This is a genomic window from Anabaena sp. FACHB-595 (assembly GCF_048568275.1).
Taxonomy (GTDB): domain Bacteria; phylum Cyanobacteriota; class Cyanobacteriia; order Cyanobacteriales; family Nostocaceae; genus Trichormus.
The window spans coordinates 4,844,413-4,864,890 of record NZ_CP183473.1 but is presented as its reverse complement, the minus strand read 5'-3'; the positions used below and the strand labels follow the sequence as shown (position 1 = coordinate 4,864,890).

The window sequence follows — 20,478 nt, the reverse complement described above, 5'->3', positions numbered from 1 at the left end:
ATTTGCATATCAATAAATGCAGAAATATATTTGTCTTTTTCTCTGTTTGACTATCATTAATGCTCTAATTGGTATTTATCATCCAAAATTACAAGCATCAAGTATCATTGTTAGACAAAAGCAAAACCCTAATCAATCATTAGCATCTCAGCGTGTGACAAGTCCATTGTTTCGTATTCTTAAAAATGGCAAATATGGTTTTATCGACAAAAATGGCAAAATAGTTATCGAGCCACAATTTGATTTAGCGTGGGGCTTTATCGACGAGCGATCGCAGGTTAAAATTGGTGATAAATATGGATATATTGATACTACAGGTAAACAGATTATACCTCCACAATTTCGATTAGCCTTTGCTTTCTCCAACAGACTCGCTTTAGTATTGATTGATTATAAATATGGCTACATTAACCCTAACGGAAAATTAGTTATCCAACCTCAATTTGAGGAAGCTTTAGCTTTTAGAAATGGTTTAGCAGCAGTTAAGGTTGATGAAAAGTGGGGTTATATAGACTTTAGTGGTAAATTAGTCATTCAGCCACAGTATGATAAAGCTTTACACTTTAACGAAGGATTAGCAGCCGTTCAAATCAACAATAAATGGGGCTATATAAACTCTCAAGGACATATAGTTGTACAACCAAGTTTTGACGAAACCATAGCTTTTTACCAAGGTTTAGCAGCAGTTAAAATTGGTAATAAATATGGGTATATTAATACATCTGGTAAGCTTGTTATCCCACCACAATTTGATGATGCCTGGGAATTTACTTTTAACTTAGCAGTAGTAAAAATCGGTGAAAAATGGGGTTATATTAATCCTCGTGGTGAGATAGTAATTGCTGCTGAATTTGATAGAGTCACAAAATTTGCTGAAGGATTAGCAGCCGTCAAAATTGATAACAAGTATGGCTATATTAATACTCAAGGTAAGATGGTAATCCAGCCAAAATTTGACTTGGCTTTGAGTTTTACAAATGAACTGGCGTTGGTATATGTTGATGGCAAGGCTGGCTATATCAATAAAATAGGAGAGTTTATCTGGAATCCCAGCAATTAATCAAAATGTGAAACATACCTCTTTTCTTACTAGTTTTCACTTTTGTGAGTGAAATCTTCCTCATCAGCATTTATCAAGCAAAGAATATACTCTAATAAAGATGGTGTGAAAACTTTTAATTTTCATGAAAAAAACATAATTGATACTAATCATAAATACGTAATTTGTGCCACATTCAAAGGTTTCACAAACTGTTTATATTTTTCCGAAACTTTTTTAATAGAATATGTATATACCATTACTAAACTATTATTAGAGCCTGTTGGAGGGCTGCTATGAAAGATTGTCGCCCTCGACTTCACTGGCGAGGCGGTTGGCTGTTGGCTATAGTCACTACCGTCATTACGACACCTGTCATCGCTCAGACAGCTAATTTTGCCACACTTCATCTATCACCAGGGTTTGAACCGGCAAAGGGGAAAGTTTCCGGTTATACGGGTGGCTCTTATTCATTGTCTGCCATTAGTAACCGCGATCGCTCAAGAAAACCCTGCATTGGCTTTGCTGACCCTAAGCCGGATCACATTATGGTTTTGGAAAAGGACTTTCCTCGCCTGAAATTATTCATCAATAGTGGCGGGAAAGATACTACTTTATTAATTCAAGGACCAGACGACACCACAATTCGCTGTGGTGATGATACAGGAAAGAGTAAAGACGCTAGCATTGACGATATCGACTGGAAAACTGGAACCTATCGAATTTGGATAGGTAAATTCCACTCTGGAGTCAAAACTAACTACACTTTGACTGTACAGCAATAGCTTGGGAACTGGAAGAGGCAGGAGAAGCAGGGGAGAAAACATTTACTTTATCCCCAATACCCAATACCCAATACCCAATCCCTATTAAAGATATTATGGGATAGTACCTTGTTATGCTTTCCGAGGGTGCTATCTCGATGCTCTCTATACTGCGTGCTGACTTCCGTATCATCTTTGAACGTGACCCGGCTGCTCGTAATTTGCTGGAAGTCTTGTTTTGTTACCCTGGTTTGCAAGCCTTATTATTCCATCGGGTAGCTAACTGGCTGTATCGCCTTGGATTACCGTTTATTCCCCGCTTAATTTCTCACATAGCCCGGTTTTTGACGGGCATTGAAATTCACCCTGGTGCCACAATTGGACAAGGTGTATTTATCGACCACGGTATGGGTGTGGTTATTGGTGAAACTGCGATCGTGGGAGACTATGCTTTGATTTATCAAGGTGTCACCCTTGGGGGAACGGGTAAAGAAAGCGGTAAACGCCACCCTACTTTAGGCGAAAATGTTGTTGTTGGTGCTGGTGCTAAGGTACTGGGCAATCTTCAAATCGGGAATAACGTCCGCATTGGTGCTGGTTCTGTTGTCCTTAGGGATGTACCCGCCAATTGTACTGTTGTAGGTATTCCTGGGCGCATTGTTTATCGTTCTGGTGGACGAGTTGACCCCCTAGAACATAACAATTTACCAGACTCGGAAGCTCAAGCAATTCGCGCTTTGGTTGACCGCATTGAATCGCTAGAACAACAAATACAAGCCTTACAAAATAATCAATCTGCTGCTAAAATTCCTGCTTTGGTTGCTGCAAGTTCACAGGAAGCAGAGAGATCCCACGATTCCCAGTGGTGCAACCTCAGAGATAAGGCAATTCAAGAGTTCTTAGATGGTGCTGGCATTTAACAATTCAAAATAGCCTACGGCATCTCTTACGAGAAGCTAACCGCCAACGCGTAGCGTCTCGTAGAGTATTTTGAATTGGAGCAAAGCGACTTGACTCAGGGTTCAGCGCTCCCGATTATGGGTTAACACCTTGGATGGTCCACTCTTGGTTATGATCACGACGATAAAGATAACGGTTTTGTGGTTCACCTCGTAATTCCAAATGGTCTATCTGGGTGGGTTCCAATAGTAGTAGGCAAAAATTAGGTATTGGTTGCTGGGGATTTGGTGGCGGTGGGTTAAAGGCCGCCTGATCCTCCCCTCTTGGTTGGCTAGGGTGAGGCCAAGCAAATTGTAAGCGTGCAGCATCACTCAGTTCTTGCCAAGTGCTAATCCGGGCTGGTTGGAGATGAGGATGAGATTCATCACTTGCCACTAAAGTTAATTGTCCGGTGATGCGAAACTGCTCTCTGGTATTGGGAAAATACCAACAAGCTTCTGCCCAAGGTTGATGCTGTATCTGGTCGATTTTCTCACTACGAGCATCGGTGATAAATTTGAGTTGGTTGGTGTCTGCCAAAAAACCGCGAAATACGATAGTCCGGTTAGCTGGATGACCGTTTGCTTTGACTGTGGCTAGTTGTAAGTAGTGGGAGTAAACTAGGCTGCGGTTACAATGGAGAGCATGGGCGATCGCGCTTCGCCAAGGAGCTAGAGACATACTAAATAATTTATAATTCGTAATTTATATTACTCTTTTGCTTGGTTAATTAAGTTTGATGGCGATCAGCTAATGTCAGATTTATCGTAAGGTGTGTGATTTCACCTTATTTTAGATTGATATATATTGCTTATTACTAAAATTTGTTATTTGAATGGAAGTAGAGATTAAGTTAAATTTGCCCTATCGCCTATCATTTTCACGCTTTGTCACTGTTAATAATTGCAACTCAGTATATAAACTTTCTGGGTAGGAAAAGTTATTATACACCATAAACTTATGTGGCAATTTGTACAGCACTGGCCTAGCGTAAAGTGGCAAATTTTTCAATCTTTTATCCTCAATCTACTTGGCGTATAGTCGTAATCTGTTAACAAGCAACAAGACTTGATTTATGGTTCGTGAGCTTGAGAGAAAACGTCAGAGTGCAAGGTTTCCTGAATCTGCCCCAGCTGCCAATCCGGTATTTTTTAGAACCTATAGCCGCCGTACAGAAGCGGGGTTAAGGGAAACGTGGGATGAGGTGTGCGATCGCACCCTCAAAGATTTAATCGAATTAGGTAAGCTGAGTCCGGAAGAAGTAGCAATTTTAGACAAGACACAGCGTAATTTAACAGCCTTACCCAGTGGACGCTGGTTGTGGGTGGGCGGCACAGATTGGATCAATAAATCCAAAAACTTCTCCGGTGCCTATAACTGCACATCCACCAACCTCCAAGACTGGAAAGCCTTCGGGTTGATGATGAACCTAGCGATGATGGGGTGTGGCACGGGAGCCGTCATCGAACCGGAATATATTAATCAACTGCCACCCATTCGTAATCACCTGAATATCATTGTTAAAGGGGAAATTGGTACTACCCCTAAACATTTACGTCGTGAATATACACAAACCCATATAGAAGGCAATAGCGCTACTATCTACGTTGGAGATAGCCGTGAGGGTTGGGTTGAATCTTATCAAGCCCTTCTGGAACTCTCCACAGATGAAAGATTTACTGATGAAGTACAAGTGTTTGTTGATGTTAGCGACGTGCGCCAATCTGGGGAAACCCTCAACGGTTTTGGTGGCGTTGCCAATCCCGTTAAATTACCTGGACTTTATCAGCGTTGTGCAGCCATTCTCAACAAAGCCTTAGGCAGAAAATTAAATTCTGTAGAGTGCTGTCTGTTGATTGACGAAGGTGCTGTAACAATTGTTGCAGGCAATATCCGGCGTTGTCTCCCAGAAGATGCTTTAGTTCATACTGCTAAAGGTTTAGTTCCGATTCGTGACGTGCAAGTTGGTGACTTGGTACAGACTCCTTTAGGATTCCGGCGAGTTGTTGATAAATTCGACCAAGGGTTTCAAGATGTCTACGAAATTGAAACTAATGCCACCTACCCCAGGGCGACTTTAAACCACAGACAAGCTGTGTTAGAAGATGCTAAGGGTGGCATTGTCTGGAAACATATTGCTAGTTTAGAAGCAGGCGATCGCCTACTGCACAACAAGCAAGTTCTACCTGGTACAGTTACCCATCTACCCGCCGATTTTACAGAATCTCGTCCCTCCCACAGCCGCACAGCTAAATCCTTCGTTGTTCCTGAACTAACGGCGGAAGTGGCTTGGCTCATCGGGTTTACCCACGGTGATGGCTATGTAGCTCTTGGGCGCAATAAATACGATAAACCATACGGTCGTGTTGAGTGGTCAATGAACAGCCTAGATGCTGAAGTCACAAGTAGAATACAAGCTAAAATCGATGCTGCTTTGGCTTTATTTGGCTTGAGTGCTGTTCATAGCATTACCAAAGGTGAGAACACTGCCAAATCAATCTGTTCATCAATTCGGCTAGCTGAGTATTTCCATCGTCACATCAAACAGCCCAATATTCCCCTGACAGTTCCTAGTTTTATCTTGCAAGGTTCAGTAGATATCAGGGCTGCATATCTAGCTGGCTTAATGGATAGTGATGGTGCTGTTAATAACCGTCCTCCTCACCTAATTACCTCAGTTTATCGGTCATTTATTCGACAAGTAAGTGTAGTTCTATCTAGCCTGGGTATTGCTGGGAGACTTACCACAACTTACCCACAAAATTCAAATTGGCAAGTCAAATACAACTTGACAATTCCAGCGCTAAAGGAGCGTTACAATGCCCTGATTTCGCCGCATTCAGCTAAAGGTGAACTACGTCAAGGCCTGAAAATGTATGGTTTTACCGTTCCTGGTGCAGTCATGCGGGAAACTTACACCTACAGCGAAATGCGCGAGATGGGATTTCAAGGCTCCCGTACTGTAGATGCTAATTACGAACGCTACGTTGCTGAGGCAGATATTTCCTTAGATATTCCTGTCACAGTGAAAGGATTAGGCAGTTACGATCATGTTCAAACCTATGATATAGAAGTCGATGAAGCTCATTGCTTCTACTGCGACGGCTATCTCACACATAACAGTGCCGGAATGCGTCAGTTCATCTCTGATGACCAATTAGGGGCAGCTGCCAAAGATAACCTATGGCAGCAAGATGAAAATGGCAGATGGCGTATTGATCCTGAGCGTGATTCTTTGCGGATGGCGAACCACACCAGAGTCTTTCACCGCAAGCCCACATTAGAAGAGTGCGTTGATGCTGTACGTAAACAATACTACAGTGGCGAAGGGGCAATTCAATGGGCTGGTGAAGCTGTAGCTAGAGCCAATATTGATTTACTACCAACACAAGCTTTGAAAGTAGAGTTTCTCAAAGCTTATGAACAAGGAACGGCTAAAGACTGGTTGCAAAAACGACACCCTCATTTTGATGAAAAAGAGCTAAAACACCGTTTGGCTCGTTATGCTTTAAATCCGTGCGGAGAAATAATAGGTAGCAATTTTCACTGCAACTTATCGGAAATCCACTTAAATCAAATTGACCCATTTAATTACAAAGAACAAGAGGAGGCCTTCACTGCTGGGGCTTTGTCTGTAGCGACACTGTTAAATCACAAATTCCCAGAACCGCGTTATCAATATAGTCGGGAACTAGACCCCATTGTCGGTGTTTCTTTCACTGGTTTATTTGATTTCTTTGTTCATGCTTTTGGTGCAGAGTGGCTGCAATGGTGGGAAGCAGGACGACCAGCAACGCCCCAAGGATTGGCATTTAAGCGCGAGGAAGAAAAATACCTCAGTTCTTGGCGCGAGATTGTGCAGCGTGTTGTGTGGGATTATTGCGATCGCCATAACATTAAGCGTCCAAATCGCTGTACCACCGTCCAACCTAGTGGCACAAAGTCTTTATTAACTGGTGCTAGTCCCGGTTGGCATCCCCCCAAAGCTCAAAGGTTTATTCGTCGGATTACATTCCGCAAAAATGACCCGGTGGCTTTGGCTTGTATTGACTACGGTTACAATGTCATACCTTCCCAGTCAGACAAGGATGAACAGGGTAATTTGCTGAACGATCCGTTAGATCCACGGGTGAGTGAATGGTTAGTAGAAATCCCCGTGGCTGTATCTTGGGCTGATATACCGGGGGCGGATACCATCGACATTAGCAAATTTAATGCGATCGCCCAAATGGATTTCTATATGCAGGTGCAGAAATTCTATGTCACCCACAACACATCTGCAACCATCGAAGTGCGAGAACACGAAGTGGAAACCTTAGGCACACAAATCTGGCAAGCCATTCAAAATGATGAAGGCTACATCAGTGCAGCACTCCTCGCCAGATTCGATGACCACCAAACCTTCCCCCGTTTACCATTTGAGCCAATCTCAAAAGAACAGTATGAGCAAATGGTGAAAGAAGTTGTACAACGTCGTAAAACAGATGATTTTTACGCCGTCTTAAGTCGCTACGATTTCGGCGATTTAATGGAAGTCGGCCCAGCCGGTTGTGACTCTGATAAGTGCATGATGCCTGAACAAAGTCCTAATTAATTCCAAAGTCAATAGTCAAAAGTATAGGACTTACACACCCAGGTTTCCTGTTAAGACTGGGTATAAGAGGGTAAGGATATAGGGGTGTAAGGATTTTAAACATTGACACCCCTATACCCTTCTCCAAACCCTTGATTTTTCGTTTTCATGCGTAAGTCCTCAAGTAATGACTATTGGCTTCTCTGAAAACCTACCTGAATTTACACGTTAAGATTGATGAAGATTTGATATTTTTACACCAACATCAGGAGAAATTTAAATGTTCATTGATGAACTGTCACCCATATTCAAACAATTAGTCCAACATCCAGCCTCTTTTTTGGGTGGATTTGCCTCTGGAGTGTTGAGACTCAACTTGGCTGATGATCCCGTTAAAAGCTGGTTAGATAAGCAAAGAGGCGTTAACAGTTATTCTTTTCCCGTAACTGACGCACATAATGGCAAAGCCAGTGGCCCTCAGTCGATATCGATTGATTAGGGACTGGGGATTGGGGACTGGGTGTAAGGGAGACGAAATACAGCAAATACACACTCACAACTCCCCACACCCCATTCTTATGACCAATTACCCCACTAATACATAATCAGGTTAGATGGAATATAGAGACAGTACTTTATAAACAATCCAAAAATTTAATCATTTCAGACAATGATTGATAAATATATACAGTCTGGCTGTTTGTGATTTTCCACAAAAATTGTTGAGAATTTGATATCACTTCTACTGAGATTGGCAAATTATTTTGAGTTTGATTAACTTGGAAGCCTGCACGTTTTAAAGCACGAATAGTCCACACAGATGCGATACCTTCACCTATCAAATTAATTTCTCCCTTGACTGGTGTATGTAAATGAAACTCCCCAGAAAACATATCAAACTCCACACCTTCACTGCGGAAAGTATCAGCAAAAGCACCACTTAACACCAAATCTTCAGGTGCGCCAACCTGTAAAATTCCACCAGTTGATAATAGCCAAACTTTATCAGCAAGCCGCAAAGCTAAATCTAAATCGTGGGTAGAAAGGAGAATTGCTTGATTAGTTTCTCGTGCTAATTGACGCAACAATTGCATAATTTCCACCCGCCGTGGTAAATCTAAAAATGCCGTCGGTTCATCCAATAACATCACCATCGGCGACTGCGCCAAAGCACGCGCAATCATAATTTTTTGGCGTTCACCATCACTTAATTCACTGACTTGGCGTTGTGCTAAGTGTACTGCTCCTACAGATTTTATCGCCCAATGTACTATTGCTTCATCTTCAGGAGTTAACCTCCCCCACCAGTCAGTATAAGGATGTCGTCCCAAACTCACCAAAGTGTAGGCTGATAGCATTCCTACATCAACTTTCTCAGTCAGTACCAAACTCATACGTTTGGCTAAGTTCTGTGGTTGTAAATGATAGACGTTTTCGCCTAAGAGTCGGACTTCTCCGGCTATTGGGGGTTGCATTCCGGCGAGCGATCGCAGTAATGTAGACTTACCCGCACCATTGGGGCCAAGTAAGCAAACCATTTCCCCAGATTGCAGAGATACCGAAATATCTGATGCAACACACCGAACATTTTTTCTGGATGTTTTATAACCAATAGTCAGATTGTGAGTTGTTAAAATTGGATTACTCATGACGGGAAAGATTTTTGGGAATTACGCCGCAGAATTACCCAAGTTACAACAGGAGTACCAATTAAAGCAGTAATTGCATTCAAAGGTAAAACCATCTGACTTACCCAAAGTTGAGAAAACAAATCAGCAATTAATGCTAAGATTGCACCCATAATTATTACACTAGGGATTAACATTCTATGGTCGGAAGTATTAAATAAACTACGGCACAGATGGGGAATAGCCACACCTAGAAATGCTATAGGGCCACAAAAAGCCGTAATTGCCCCTGCTAATATAGACGCACTAGTAATAATTGAAAATCTAGTTTTCTGTACTGTTAAGCCTAAACTACGTGCGTAAGTTTCTCCCAATAACAGCGCATTTAAAGACTTCGATTGCAACACCGCCACTAATAAACTTAAAACTATCACTGGAATTAAAACAATTAACTGTTTCCAAGTCACCCCAGCAAAACTCCCAAAAGTCCACATAATATAATTTTGAATGCGTTCCTTTGAGCTAAACTGCAACAAAATACTCACAATTGCACTAGTAGCATAACCAAACAATAAACCTAAAATCAGTAGCGTCATTGTGTCTTGCACTCGGCGAGACACAACTAACATCATCCCTAAAACTGATGCTGCGCCGAGACTTGCTGCTATAACTAAACCAAAATCACTAATGATTCCCAAATCTGTTAATAATGTTGGTGTTGTTACACTTGCTGTCAGCACAACTAACGCCACACCTAAACTTGCACCAGAACTAATTCCCAATACAAAAGGCCCCGCTAAGGGATTTTTAAATAAGGTTTGCATTTGTAAGCCACTCACACCTAAAGCTGCACCTGCTAAAGTTGCAGTTAAAGCTTTAGGTAAGCGAAATTTGAGAATAATATGAGCATGAGTTGCTTTTTCTGGTTCTTGTCCGAGTAAAATATTGACTACTTCGTTGATAGGGATATCAACTGAGCCTAAAGCTAAGTCTAATAAAAAGGCACATAGTAAACCTATTAATAAAACTGAGAAAATAAGGCTTTTTATAATTTGAGAATTGTGGGTTAATAAAGAGTTTTTAAATTTATATTTTTCACTTAACATTATTTAAGAATTTTGTGGTAATAAAATAATTGATGATTCGGTAATATCTCTGGATGCAGTATTCTAATTAAGTCAGATAAAACTATATCTGGGTTACTAATTCCACCTTCCCGGTAATCATTACCTCCACTTTCATTAACACGGGCATTATTATTATAAAGATTGCCTATTTTCACAGACTTAAAATCAGCATAGCGATTATCTTCAGCTAATAAATCTTTTAAACTCTGCCAAGATTGGCTAAAATTCAACCAATAGTCAGCATTTGTCGCACGTTCCAAAACAACTTCAAAAGAAAGCGGTAGACTACCAGCAGATTGCTCATTACTCCAGAGATAATCACCTCCAGCATCAGCAAGATATTTCGCTACGTAACTATTCCCACCAGGCATAAACCAAGTACCTTTAAAGTTAAATCCGACAAATACTGTTGGACGGTTTTTTACAGATTTGACTTTTTGAGCTACTTGTTCATATTTATCAGTAATTTCTGCAAATATCTTTTCTGCTTTTTCTTCTTGATTAAAAAACAAAGCCGTAAATTTCAACCATTCACTTCTTCCCAATGGCGTATCTTCCATATATTCAGCATTTATCCCGACTTTCAAACCTGCCTCCGTGAGTTTGCTATAACTATCAGTTTGGGAATTTCCTGTTCCAAAAGTTGTTACTAAGTCAGGATTTAATTCTAATAACCTTTCTATGTCTACATTAGAATTATTACCTACTTGTGTAATCTTTCCGGCTTTGATTCTCTCAACTACATCAGGAGTATTGACTTGTTTACTATTACTAATACCAATTAGTTTATCAACTACGCCTAATTTGGCTAGGTGGGGTAGATGTGTAGTTGATAGAGAAACTATAGAGTGAATGGGAACTGTAATTACTTGCGCCTGCTTAAATCCTTGGGGTGTGGGAGTTCCGCATTGGACTAAAACATATTGAAACTGAGTTTTGGCATTTTGCCAAGGGTTTTTAATAGTGACTACTTTGTAATGTTTGTGATATTCTACCGCCAAACCTCTGGCGTGGGTGATTTTGATTTTATTGGGAAAGTAATCTTGATTGGGGTTATAGTTGGGGGTGCAGGTATTAGTTGATGTGTGAATTGTGGTCTGATGACAAGCGATGATGAGGGTGGCTATGAGGAATAATTGACAGAAGAAAATGATTGGTTTTTTGTGTGGGAGTTTTATCATTTTTATCTCACGCATTCGACGAAGTCGTTCTCGTTCGCGCCAGCGTCTCCGACAGGAGAATGAGAAGAGTAGGCGCATTCGCCGTAAGGTGTTCCCGCAGGGTAGACGCAAAGATTTAAAGGAGATTAGAGGGTTTGGGGTGGGTAGAGGTTTTCGGTGATTTTGTTACCTTTGATTAGATGTTCGTTGACGATATTTTCGGCAACGTTGGGGTTAACGCGAGTGTACCAAGTTCTATCATTGGAATAAAAAACAACTGGGCCGAGTTGACACACTTCTAAACAGCCAGATGTTCTGACTTCGATGTCTAAACCTGCGTTTTCTACTGCTGATTTTAAAGCATCAAATGTAGGTTGCCATTTACGAGAAGGCAGACAGCGTGTAGAGGTACAAACGGAAATATAGGAATGTTTGAGAGGATTTTTGCTAAAGGGTATGGGTTTTTTACCTAATACATAAATATCTCGCAAATCTTGATAAAGAGCTAACTTATCTAGATTTGGTTTACCCTCTGGTAATAAATTTTCTCCATCTACCAAAGGATTAGGTAACAAAATCGTCATTAATTGTTCATTCGCACCATTCCAAAACTGAATCCCCCAACTTCTAGGATTTCCTTCTGTATTAAACCGCCGATAAAAAGCCGCACGAGAAACTAAACGTTGCTTCCTCACTTCCACAGGAGTTTTACACAAAGGGCCACCAAAATTAGTATCAATACATAAATGTAAATGCCAACCCTCAGCCGCTACCGTCAAATAGCCATCATAGAGAATACACAGCTTTGGTGGTGCATTAAATTCCAACTCTAAAACACTACCTTGAACAATATGAGCAATGCCAACTTGTTGCCAATTCTGTTCAAACAAGGTATAAACTAACGATGCTAAAACATCACTGCCACAATCAAAATATTCATACTCAATAAACCCCCCCGTAGCTAAATCTTCCTTAACTACCTCATTAACAAGTGTCACCCAACAATTAAACTCAGCCATTCTTAATTCTCCTTTGCGTGAAAAAAACTAAAACTCTTCTTTTTAAAACCGAGAACTCAACCCAACCTGAAAAACCCTCCCCCCATCAGGATAACCAGGAAACAACTGATAACGCTGATCAAACAGATTATCCAAACTCCCAGTTAAAACCAAACTATCACTAATAGGTACACGCATCTTTAAATCAAAAGTAGTATACCCCGAAAGAAACTCCGTATTAATATTATTAGTGGGATATCCATTTAAGGAGTTCATCAACACCCCCAAATACCAACCTTGAGGATTTTCATAAGACGCACCCAAATTTAATTTATCCGCACCTGCAAACCTTAACGCCTTATCAACCTCCGCCGGATTAGCACTTTCTAAAATACGCGGATCATTCGCCGTATAATTCACAAAAGCATAGATATTTTTCGCCAGTTGTAAATTTAAAGAAGCTTCAATTCCTGTAGTTTGTACTAACCCGATATTTTCCCAAGTCCCTGTATTTCCATTTACAGGGGGCGTGAGTCTTTTAAAGGCAACTGTATCAGAGACACGGTTACTAAAAAATGTCAACCTCAACAAGCCAATATTACCTAATTTTTGGTCAATTCCTACATCAAAACTATCCCCCTTCTCTGGTTTAAGGTCAGGATTACCAATATTAGTAGGATTATTATTAAATAAATTGACTATAGTAGGCACGCGGAAGTTTCTTATATAGTTAGTGCGGAGTGTAGTTGAATCTGAAACTGCAAATTTTGCCCCTATAGATGGTGATGTAAATGAGCCATTTACCAAACTACTAAAATCTTGCCGCACTCCTAAATTCATACTCAAACTAGGAGAAAAGTTAATTTCATACTTTCCAAAAATTGCCCCTTGACCTATAGCATCATCATAATTTTCTCTAGTAATATTTGTCCCATAATTAAACGTGGTGTTGCGTACATTTGTATGACGATAATCAAAGCCATAAACTAAGGTCTGATTCTTGGCAAAGTTCCAGCTATGTGTGGTTTGAATCCCGTAGGAATCTTGTTTAGTATCAAAGCGGTTTTGAGATGTGATTGCACCGCTACGGTCATCAAAGCGAGTATTGAGAAAATCAGCGTAAACTCTCGCTGTTAATAGAGAATCATCACCACTGCCTAATTTAGAGTTCCAGGTTAAATCAGTGAGAACTTGGTCTGTGTATTTGCGATAATTCTCAGTCAGAGAGTTAAAAAATCCCTGTCCAAATTCGGGTACAGGAATAGGTACACCTCCCGGTACTCCCTGTTCTTTACCTAAATATAGGGTGGAGAGGGTTAAGGTGTTACGTTGACCGAAATTTGCCTCTAGTTTGACGTTAAAGTTATTAAAGAGTGCGTCATTATTTCTTCTTGTTCCCTCAAAGTTAGCTTCAGGAATAGTAAAGCGATAATTATTTTGTGCTTGGGTACGGTTGTAACCAATTACCCAAGAAATATCACCTGATTTTCCACTATTTTGAATGCTTTGTTGGTTAAGTCCATAGGAACCGAAATTAACTTTGGTTTCTGTGGTGATTTTCTCTGTAGGACGACGGGTAACAATATTAATTACCCCGCCTATTGCATCTGAACCATAAAGTGTTGAACCACCTCCTGGTAAGACTTCAACTCTTTCAATATTATTAGTGGTAAATTCTGACAAATCGAAACCACCACCACCTAAATTATTAATTGGTCTGCCATCCAATAAGATTAATACTTGTCCGGTATTAGAACCGCGAATAAATTGACCACTTAAGGCGTTTACTTCTGTCCCAACTGTACCGTCACCCAAAATACCAGGAAGAAATCGCAGTGCTTCTCTGACAGTTATTGCACCCTGTGCTTCCATTTCTTCGCCAGTAATCACATACACCGGACGGGTGGAATCTTTTACTGTTCCCTCGCGGCGAAAAGGGGAAAATACAGGTTCATTGAGGAGTTTGTCAATGACTGTCAGTTGAATGTCGGGTTCGGTTTCTGTCGTATCTTGAGATATTACTTCTGTAACTGGTTGTAAGTCTTTGGCTGAACCTTCCTCTTGCGGAAACTCGGATATTTGTAGAACTTCTGTGGCTATCATGCTGGAATTTTCCCACAGCATCCCTGCGGTGATAGTCAAACTAGAAACGATAAGTTGAGTTCCCCATCTGGCAATAAACTGAGTACGCATTGGTAATTGAAGCCACCTGTATAACTAAAAATTTTTCTCAAGTAGAAATTTGAGCTTTTTCGGTAAAAAACTCTCAGCCAGTAGGAAAATTGCTATGTTTAGATAATGATTATTATTATCACACTGATAGTGTAATTTACAAGCTAGTTTTTAAGTTTGTAGTCAGTACTTGAGTGCTGAGAGTTTTGAGGACTAAAGTCCTGACTACGAACTGGATGGACTACTGGTGTTAAATTAACAGCAATTATGATGGAATTTTGCCCACTTACTTAGGGGTGGAATTTTGGCTAAGATGCCTCTTTTTAAAGCTTCTGGACGTTCTGACCAAGGTAGTAAACCAGATGCTTTATTGTAGTATTGAGTGGCGCATTGCAGTATTGCAGATGCGCTATCATCAACTGCTAAATTGCCGAAAAGATAGGTTAACTTCTCTTCTCCCGTAAAGGCAATAACGCAAGCATGGTTGCAAGCACTCATACATTCAACTCCCTGAATGGAGAATTTATGTTGCAATTCCCAAGTTTGTGCAAGTGCTTGGAGTTGTTGTAATAGCTGCTGTCCACCACTTTCGCCAACTCGCTTGCCATCTTGCCACACACTGGCGCAGGTCGTGCAGACAAATAAAGTATGTTGTTTTTTGCTCATTGATTTTCAGGCGTTGCTGATTGATAGCATGAATTAGCCTTACGCATTTACCGCTAGGCGTTCCCGTACCCCTTACACTGTGGGTTCGTGGTAGCGTCTCTCTCTAAAAGAGAAACTAAGGCAACGAGGAGGCTTAGGCGCATTCGCTGTTAAGCGTTTGATGCAGGTAGGCGTAAAGTTACCTCTAGCTTGGATAAAGTAAATATGCAAAGCGAAAGATAAAATACAACTGTGTTTTCCAGTTTGTATCTATAACCTTCTGTGTAAGTATTGATATCTGTAAGGAAATATCTACAATCTCATAGAAATTTGTAGTGTGTGGCGTATATATGACGCTATGAGATAGTGATCCTCTTTAAGGGGGAGAGTATTGATTGCGTTATTCATCTGTACCTCGCAGATAAGAATTTGTTGTACTTTCGGCGGGCATTCTGACTTTGAGGCATAAGCCCCATTACAGTTGCGGGACAGCGCCGGATTTACACCGGACTTTCCCCCTTACCTCTGATGGCTGATCCCCACCAGAACCGAGTTGATATTGAAAAAATACTACCACAGCAATGATGCTGAAATTCAGCCGCTACTTAAAACGTAAAGTAATTGCCAGTGTACCAGAATCAGCAAAAGCTGGGGCGATCGCATAACTTAAGTTTCTCTGCGCTTACCTTTGCGCGCCTTTACGTTTAAATGTCCACCCTCAACCAGCCATGATTTTATGCAAAGCCGTACTAAGAATCAAAGCTAATCCCCAAATACTAAAAGTTTATACTTGGCAGATTGGGTTTACCGTATGTGCGTTCGCGCAGGAGAAGATAACCCATCGCACAAATCCAAGCCAGACAGTTTGACTGTCTGTCATTTGACAGGTCGTTTAAAATCAAATCAAATTGGGGATGTTGCAGCATATATATGTGCTGGGAAAAGCAGACAAGGATGGGAAATAAAGTCAGAATACGACAATAAGATTGTTGTTCTCTAGTTAAGAAATAGTAGGTAAGGTATGTGCCTGATCTACTTACTTTGCTCTGCTAATCAAGTGAGATGTTATTATGAGTCGCTTTTATCGATTCATCTTCAAGTTGGGTATTGCTGTTACACTCGTCTGCTGTTTTTTTACTTTACCTGCATATTCATTGTCTCCATCGGACACGGAAATCCCAGGAGGCGACTTATTCAAGCTAGGGATTGAAAAAATGCAGCACGGCAGTTACTCTGAAGCCAACAGAGAGAAACTACACTCTATGACAAAGCTTTCTTATTACTGAAAAATTTACAGCAACAACTCTCATCTTTATCAGAAATTGCTCTCATCCCCAGATATGCAGAAACTAAGGTGTTTATAGTCCCAGATAGAGATGAGGATATTCTTTGACAGATTGTCTTTTGACAAGCCTATTCCATGAAGTAAACAATATCACTGGAAGTATGGATGTAACACTTAAGAGTTGCGTTCTCAGTCTCGTGGTGTGGTTTTTGTGGAGTGTGGGGCAGCCTTGAAACTAAATCAGTGTATCTATATAGGTATAGCAAGTACGATTTGCTTGTTGATAACTCAGAAAGCAAATGCACAAGAGAAGCCGGTAAACACAAAGAACATTGGATTAATTACAAATATTCCTCGACTGAGTGATATTGAGCGTCCACCAACAAGTGTTAAAGATTGGCTATCACAGTCAGCGCCAACCCCTCCAAAAATCAAGATTACTGGTGTGCGAATCAATCGTACAGACGATAATTTTGAGATAATTCTGGAAACTCCAGATGGAGAAATATCTGCACCAGAAACTCTTCAAGAAGGCAATATATTTATTGCAGATATCCCCAATGCAGTACTAGCTTTACCAGAAGGAAAGGAATTTCGGGAAGACACACCAGTTGATGGTATTTCTTATGTGACGGTAACACAGCAAGAATCTAACAACACAGTACGTGTAACCATCGCATCTTCAGGGAAGCTACCACCAATCCAGGTAGTAAATCAATCTAATGGTTTAACGATCGCCCTTACTCCTACTTCCCCAGACATTGAATTGATAGTAACCGCCCAAAAACGCCCCGAAGACGCGCAGGATGTCCCTCTTAGCTTGACGGTAATTCCTCAGCAAGAAATCGAAGACGCTCAAATTCGTTCTTTCCAAGATATCGCCAACAATACACCCAACTTTAGTTTTCTCCCCACGACTGCGGGGAGTGCTGATTTTAGTTACTACAGTGTGCGGGGGTTAAATAACTTTAACTTTTTAGCCAATCAAGACACCGTTGGCTTTTACATTGATGATGTTCCCTTCGATTATGGCGGCTTTTTAGATGTTGGTTTGATTGATTTAGAACGGGTAGAAGTTTTGCGAGGCCCCCAAAGCACCCTCTATGGTAGAAGTAGTCCGGCTGGGGTGGTGAATGTGATTTCTCGCCCGCCAAGTAATCAGCCAGAGATGCGAATTAGCGCTCTTTATGGTAGCTATAACAACCGGGAATTGCAATTATCCCTCAGCGATGCAATTATTCCTGATAAACTGGCATTTCGACTAGCAGGCGCATACAATGCACGAGATGGCGTATTTGACAATACCTTTCTGAATAAGCCAATAGGAGAGCGATCGCAACTCACAGGACGCGCCCAAATTCTCTGGACACCCACACCAGAATGGAATATATCGTTTAACGCTTATGCTAGTGACAACGATAACGGCAATCCTACCTTTTCTCGACAAAACGCAGAAAACCCTTTTCAAGTTTCCCAAGAAGTTGACGGTTTCCATCGTCTCAGCACTAATACCCAAGCGCTAAAAATTAGCTACAACGGCGATGGATTTCGGGCTACATCCATTACCACCAGGCGATTTAGCAATCAAAATACCCTGGTGGGCGACAATTTCCCCGGTGATTTGCTACAGCAAATTATCGGTATCAATTCAACCTTGTGGTCACAGGAATTTCGCCTCCAGTCCCCTGAAAGTGCCGATCGTTTGCGGTGGTTACTTGGTGGATATTACGAGTCACGGAATTTTAATGTTCTAGATGACACCTTTAAATATAGTGATGCTGGTGCAGTATTCTTTGGCTTACCAGCGTCAGGGAGCGATCGCGTTTCCGCAGAACAAAATCGCCACACCTACGCCATATTCGGACAGATTGACTACAAACCAATTGCACCACTAACTTTGTTTGCAGGTTGGCGCTATGAAACTGCTGACGCTGAACTCGACCGTCGCCGTGTTTTTGTCAATCCTGATGGTACAGCCAATCCACCCACCGCAGAAGTACGCAATGCTACCCTTAATAGTGACGCATTTATCCCCCGCTTTGGCTTACAGTATCGCTTCAATCCCAATTTAATGGCTTACGCCACAATAGCGAAAGGCTACAGACCAAGTGGATTTAACTACCGTGCAGATACAGAAGATACACGCCGATTTCAAGAAGAAACCACCTGGACTTACGAAGCAGGTTTAAAATCTTCTTGGTTAGATGACCGTCTGAGTGCAAACCTATCTATTTTTCAAAGCGATGTTGATAACTACCAAGTGCTGCTGACCGATGATTTTGGCTTTTTTAGAAACGTTACCAATGCAAACGTCAAAGTTACAGGTTTAGAATTTGAACTCAAAGCCAATCCTTTACAAGGACTAGATTTAATTGCTGGTATTGGCTACGTGGACAGCAAATTTAAAAACTATAGAAATTCTTTCACAAATCGAGACTTTAGCAACAACCGCGTTCCTTTCGCACCGGAATTAACCTACAATTTAGCCGTTCAATATCGCAGTCCTGGTGGTATTTTTGCCCGTGCAGAATTACGCGGTTATGGAATAACTTACTTTGATGATGCTAACCAGGTGAAGCAAGACCCCTATGCCCTAGTAAATGCCCGGATTGGTTATGAAGGTGAAAAATATGGCATTTATTTATATGCAAATAACTTGTTTGATACTCGTTATATCACCTCTGGTTTCCTATTCCCACCACCTAATGTAACTGCGGGATTTGGCGACCCAGTAACTTATGGTGTGCGAGTAAGTGCGAGTTTTTAATCTTGATTTTGGAGGCGATAGCAAACATTATCTCTGTCGCCATTTTGCCCTTTCCCAAGTGCTACTATGCTTCCTAAATTGATTTTACTCGCCACACTTTATATTTCTCAGTTTATCCCGACGACATTCTTTATTCAAGCATTACCCGTTTTCATGCGACAACAAAAAATGTCCCTGGATGTGATTGGATTTCTAGGTTTATTAATTCTACCATCAGGATTAAAATTTCTTTGGTCTCCATTCATTGACCGCTACCGTTTAGGCAAACTAGGGCATTATCGCGGTTGGATTATTTGCTTTCAGTTATTGTTGATTTCAACCATGTTAGTAACGGCTTTTATTGACATTCAAGATAACTTAAACGCCTTCCTAACTTGTATGTTTTTAGCATCTTTATTTTCATCCAGTCAAGATATTGCTACTGATGCGTTGGCAGTCAATTTACTCGAACCTCAAGAACGGGGATTAGGTAATGCAATTCAATCTGGAGGCAATATTTTCGGCGCAATTATTGGTGGTGGTGTAATGCTCATTCTCTTAGATAAAATTGGCTGGCGATATAGTTTAATTACTCTGTCGATATTTATGCTGATAAATTTAGTTCCCATATTAATTTATAGAGAAAAAAGTCAGCATCAACTAGAAAATTCAACCTTTTTTCGATCATACTTTCAACCATTTATCAGCTTTTTATCACGTCCAAAAGCATTACCTTGGCTTTTTGTTGTACTGCTATATATGATGGGTGATAGTGTAACAAGTCTGATGATTCGCCCACTCTTGGTAGATAGGGGTTTGTCTTTACCAGATATTGGTTGGATTTTAGGAATAGTTAGCTATAGCGCCCGTATTGTTAGCGCCTTGATTGCGGGATTAGTAATTGTCAAATTAGGAAGAATAAAGTCTCTAATTATATTTGGCTTCATAGCAGACCTGACCACACTTTTATATATTATTCCGGCAATTGGTGTGAGTAGTTTGCTTGTACTTTATACAGTTTGTATTATAGTTAATGCAACCCAAAGTATGGCATATACTGCTTTACTCAGTGCCATGATGGATAAATGCGAAAAAAATACAGCCGCTACTGATTACACAATGCAAGTTTCTGTGATGTTTTTAGGTGGGATTGCTGCCACAGTTTTGAGTGGAATGTTGGCAACTACAATGGGTTACAGTTTTATATTTATAATGAGTGCAGCAGTAAGTTTATTGAGTGTCTTTTTGATTACGCAGGAATATGGAGTTAGTTCTTGATATTGTCTAATTATTGTCAAAAATAACTCAAATACTCACCTAATCCTTTTAATACAGTAAATTAGCGATCGCTCTTTGGGAAAAACTTTTCGGTTTACTGAGAAATGTTCCGTTACCATGCGAC

General features: G+C 40.8%; 14 protein-coding genes and 1 riboswitch. Of the genes, 7 read left to right on the top strand and 7 right to left on the bottom strand.

Annotated features, from left to right (window positions below; genetic code table 11):
* Nucleotides 1–16 precede the first annotated feature (16 nt).
* The 3 genes from ACN222_RS20195 (at nucleotide 17) to cysE (ending at nucleotide 2,723) form a co-directional block, all read left to right on the top strand.
* Complete coding sequence (locus ACN222_RS20195) at nucleotides 17–1,060, top strand: WG repeat-containing protein (RefSeq protein WP_010998180.1); 1,044 nt, start codon at nucleotides 17–19, stop codon at nucleotides 1,058–1,060.
* Between the two features lie 275 nt (nucleotides 1,061–1,335).
* On the top strand, nucleotides 1,336–1,824 hold the full coding sequence (locus ACN222_RS20190; RefSeq protein WP_010998178.1) for a hypothetical protein: 489 nt from the start codon (nucleotides 1,336–1,338) through the stop codon (nucleotides 1,822–1,824).
* 137 nt (nucleotides 1,825–1,961) lie between these two features.
* Complete coding sequence (gene cysE, locus ACN222_RS20185) at nucleotides 1,962–2,723, top strand: serine O-acetyltransferase (RefSeq protein WP_010998177.1); 762 nt, start codon at nucleotides 1,962–1,964, stop codon at nucleotides 2,721–2,723.
* Nucleotides 2,724–2,838: 115 nt separating this feature from the next.
* Here the strand turns inward: cysE and ACN222_RS20180 are convergent, their stop codons facing one another.
* Complete coding sequence (locus tag ACN222_RS20180) at nucleotides 2,839–3,423, bottom strand: Npun_F5749 family FMN-dependent PPOX-type flavoprotein (RefSeq protein ID WP_010998176.1); 585 nt, start codon at nucleotides 3,421–3,423, stop codon at nucleotides 2,839–2,841.
* A 394-nt stretch (nucleotides 3,424–3,817) separates the two neighbouring features.
* On the opposite strand from ACN222_RS20180, the gene nrdJ reads away from it, so the two are divergent.
* Both nrdJ and ACN222_RS20170 read left to right on the top strand, forming a co-directional pair.
* The gene (gene nrdJ, locus ACN222_RS20175; RefSeq protein ID WP_010998175.1) at nucleotides 3,818–7,336 is read left to right on the top strand and encodes a ribonucleoside-triphosphate reductase, adenosylcobalamin-dependent; all 3,519 of its coding nucleotides are present in this window, start codon (nucleotides 3,818–3,820) and stop codon (nucleotides 7,334–7,336) included.
* 259 nt (nucleotides 7,337–7,595) lie between these two features.
* Nucleotides 7,596–7,814 carry a hypothetical protein gene (locus tag ACN222_RS20170; protein ID WP_010998174.1) on the top strand — a complete coding sequence of 73 codons (219 nt, stop codon included), beginning with the start codon at nucleotides 7,596–7,598 and terminating at the stop codon, nucleotides 7,812–7,814.
* A 136-nt stretch (nucleotides 7,815–7,950) separates the two neighbouring features.
* Here ACN222_RS20170 and ACN222_RS20165 read toward each other — a convergent pair whose 3' ends face one another.
* The 6 genes from ACN222_RS20165 to ACN222_RS20140 all read right to left on the bottom strand — a co-directional run bounded on the left by ACN222_RS20165 (nucleotide 7,951) and on the right by ACN222_RS20140 (nucleotide 15,066).
* A complete protein-coding gene (locus tag ACN222_RS20165) occupies nucleotides 7,951–8,964 on the bottom strand; it encodes an ABC transporter ATP-binding protein (protein WP_044522062.1) in 1,014 nt (337 codons plus the stop codon).
* Nucleotides 8,961–10,049, bottom strand: a complete 1,089-nt coding sequence (locus tag ACN222_RS20160; RefSeq protein WP_010998172.1) for a FecCD family ABC transporter permease — start codon at nucleotides 10,047–10,049, stop codon at nucleotides 8,961–8,963. The genes ACN222_RS20165 and ACN222_RS20160 overlap by 4 nt, the downstream gene beginning before the upstream one ends.
* The gene (locus tag ACN222_RS20155; RefSeq protein WP_419756870.1) at nucleotides 10,049–11,251 is read right to left on the bottom strand and encodes an ABC transporter substrate-binding protein; all 1,203 of its coding nucleotides are present in this window, start codon (nucleotides 11,249–11,251) and stop codon (nucleotides 10,049–10,051) included. The genes ACN222_RS20160 and ACN222_RS20155 overlap by 1 nt, the downstream gene beginning before the upstream one ends.
* Nucleotides 11,252–11,376: 125 nt before the next feature.
* The gene (locus tag ACN222_RS20150; RefSeq protein WP_010998170.1) at nucleotides 11,377–12,249 is read right to left on the bottom strand and encodes a (2Fe-2S) ferredoxin domain-containing protein; all 873 of its coding nucleotides are present in this window, start codon (nucleotides 12,247–12,249) and stop codon (nucleotides 11,377–11,379) included.
* A 42-nt stretch (nucleotides 12,250–12,291) separates the two neighbouring features.
* Complete coding sequence (locus tag ACN222_RS20145; protein ID WP_096637184.1) at nucleotides 12,292–14,421, bottom strand: TonB-dependent receptor plug domain-containing protein; 2,130 nt, start codon at nucleotides 14,419–14,421, stop codon at nucleotides 12,292–12,294.
* Between the two features lie 234 nt (nucleotides 14,422–14,655).
* Nucleotides 14,656–15,066 carry a DUF1636 family protein gene (locus ACN222_RS20140; RefSeq protein ID WP_010998167.1) on the bottom strand — a complete coding sequence of 137 codons (411 nt, stop codon included), beginning with the start codon at nucleotides 15,064–15,066 and terminating at the stop codon, nucleotides 14,656–14,658.
* Between the two features lie 403 nt (nucleotides 15,067–15,469).
* Nucleotides 15,470–15,613: riboswitch (cobalamin riboswitch) on the bottom strand.
* A gap of 928 nt (nucleotides 15,614–16,541) precedes the next feature.
* Here ACN222_RS20140 and ACN222_RS20135 point away from each other — a divergent pair.
* Nucleotides 16,542–19,097 (top strand): TonB-dependent receptor domain-containing protein, encoded by a 2,556-nt coding sequence (locus tag ACN222_RS20135; protein WP_044523223.1) that lies wholly within the window; start codon nucleotides 16,542–16,544, stop codon nucleotides 19,095–19,097.
* Between the two features lie 66 nt (nucleotides 19,098–19,163).
* Nucleotides 19,164–20,354 carry an MFS transporter gene (locus ACN222_RS20130; protein WP_010998165.1) on the top strand — a complete coding sequence of 397 codons (1,191 nt, stop codon included), beginning with the start codon at nucleotides 19,164–19,166 and terminating at the stop codon, nucleotides 20,352–20,354.
* Nucleotides 20,355–20,478: the final 124 nt, after the last annotated feature.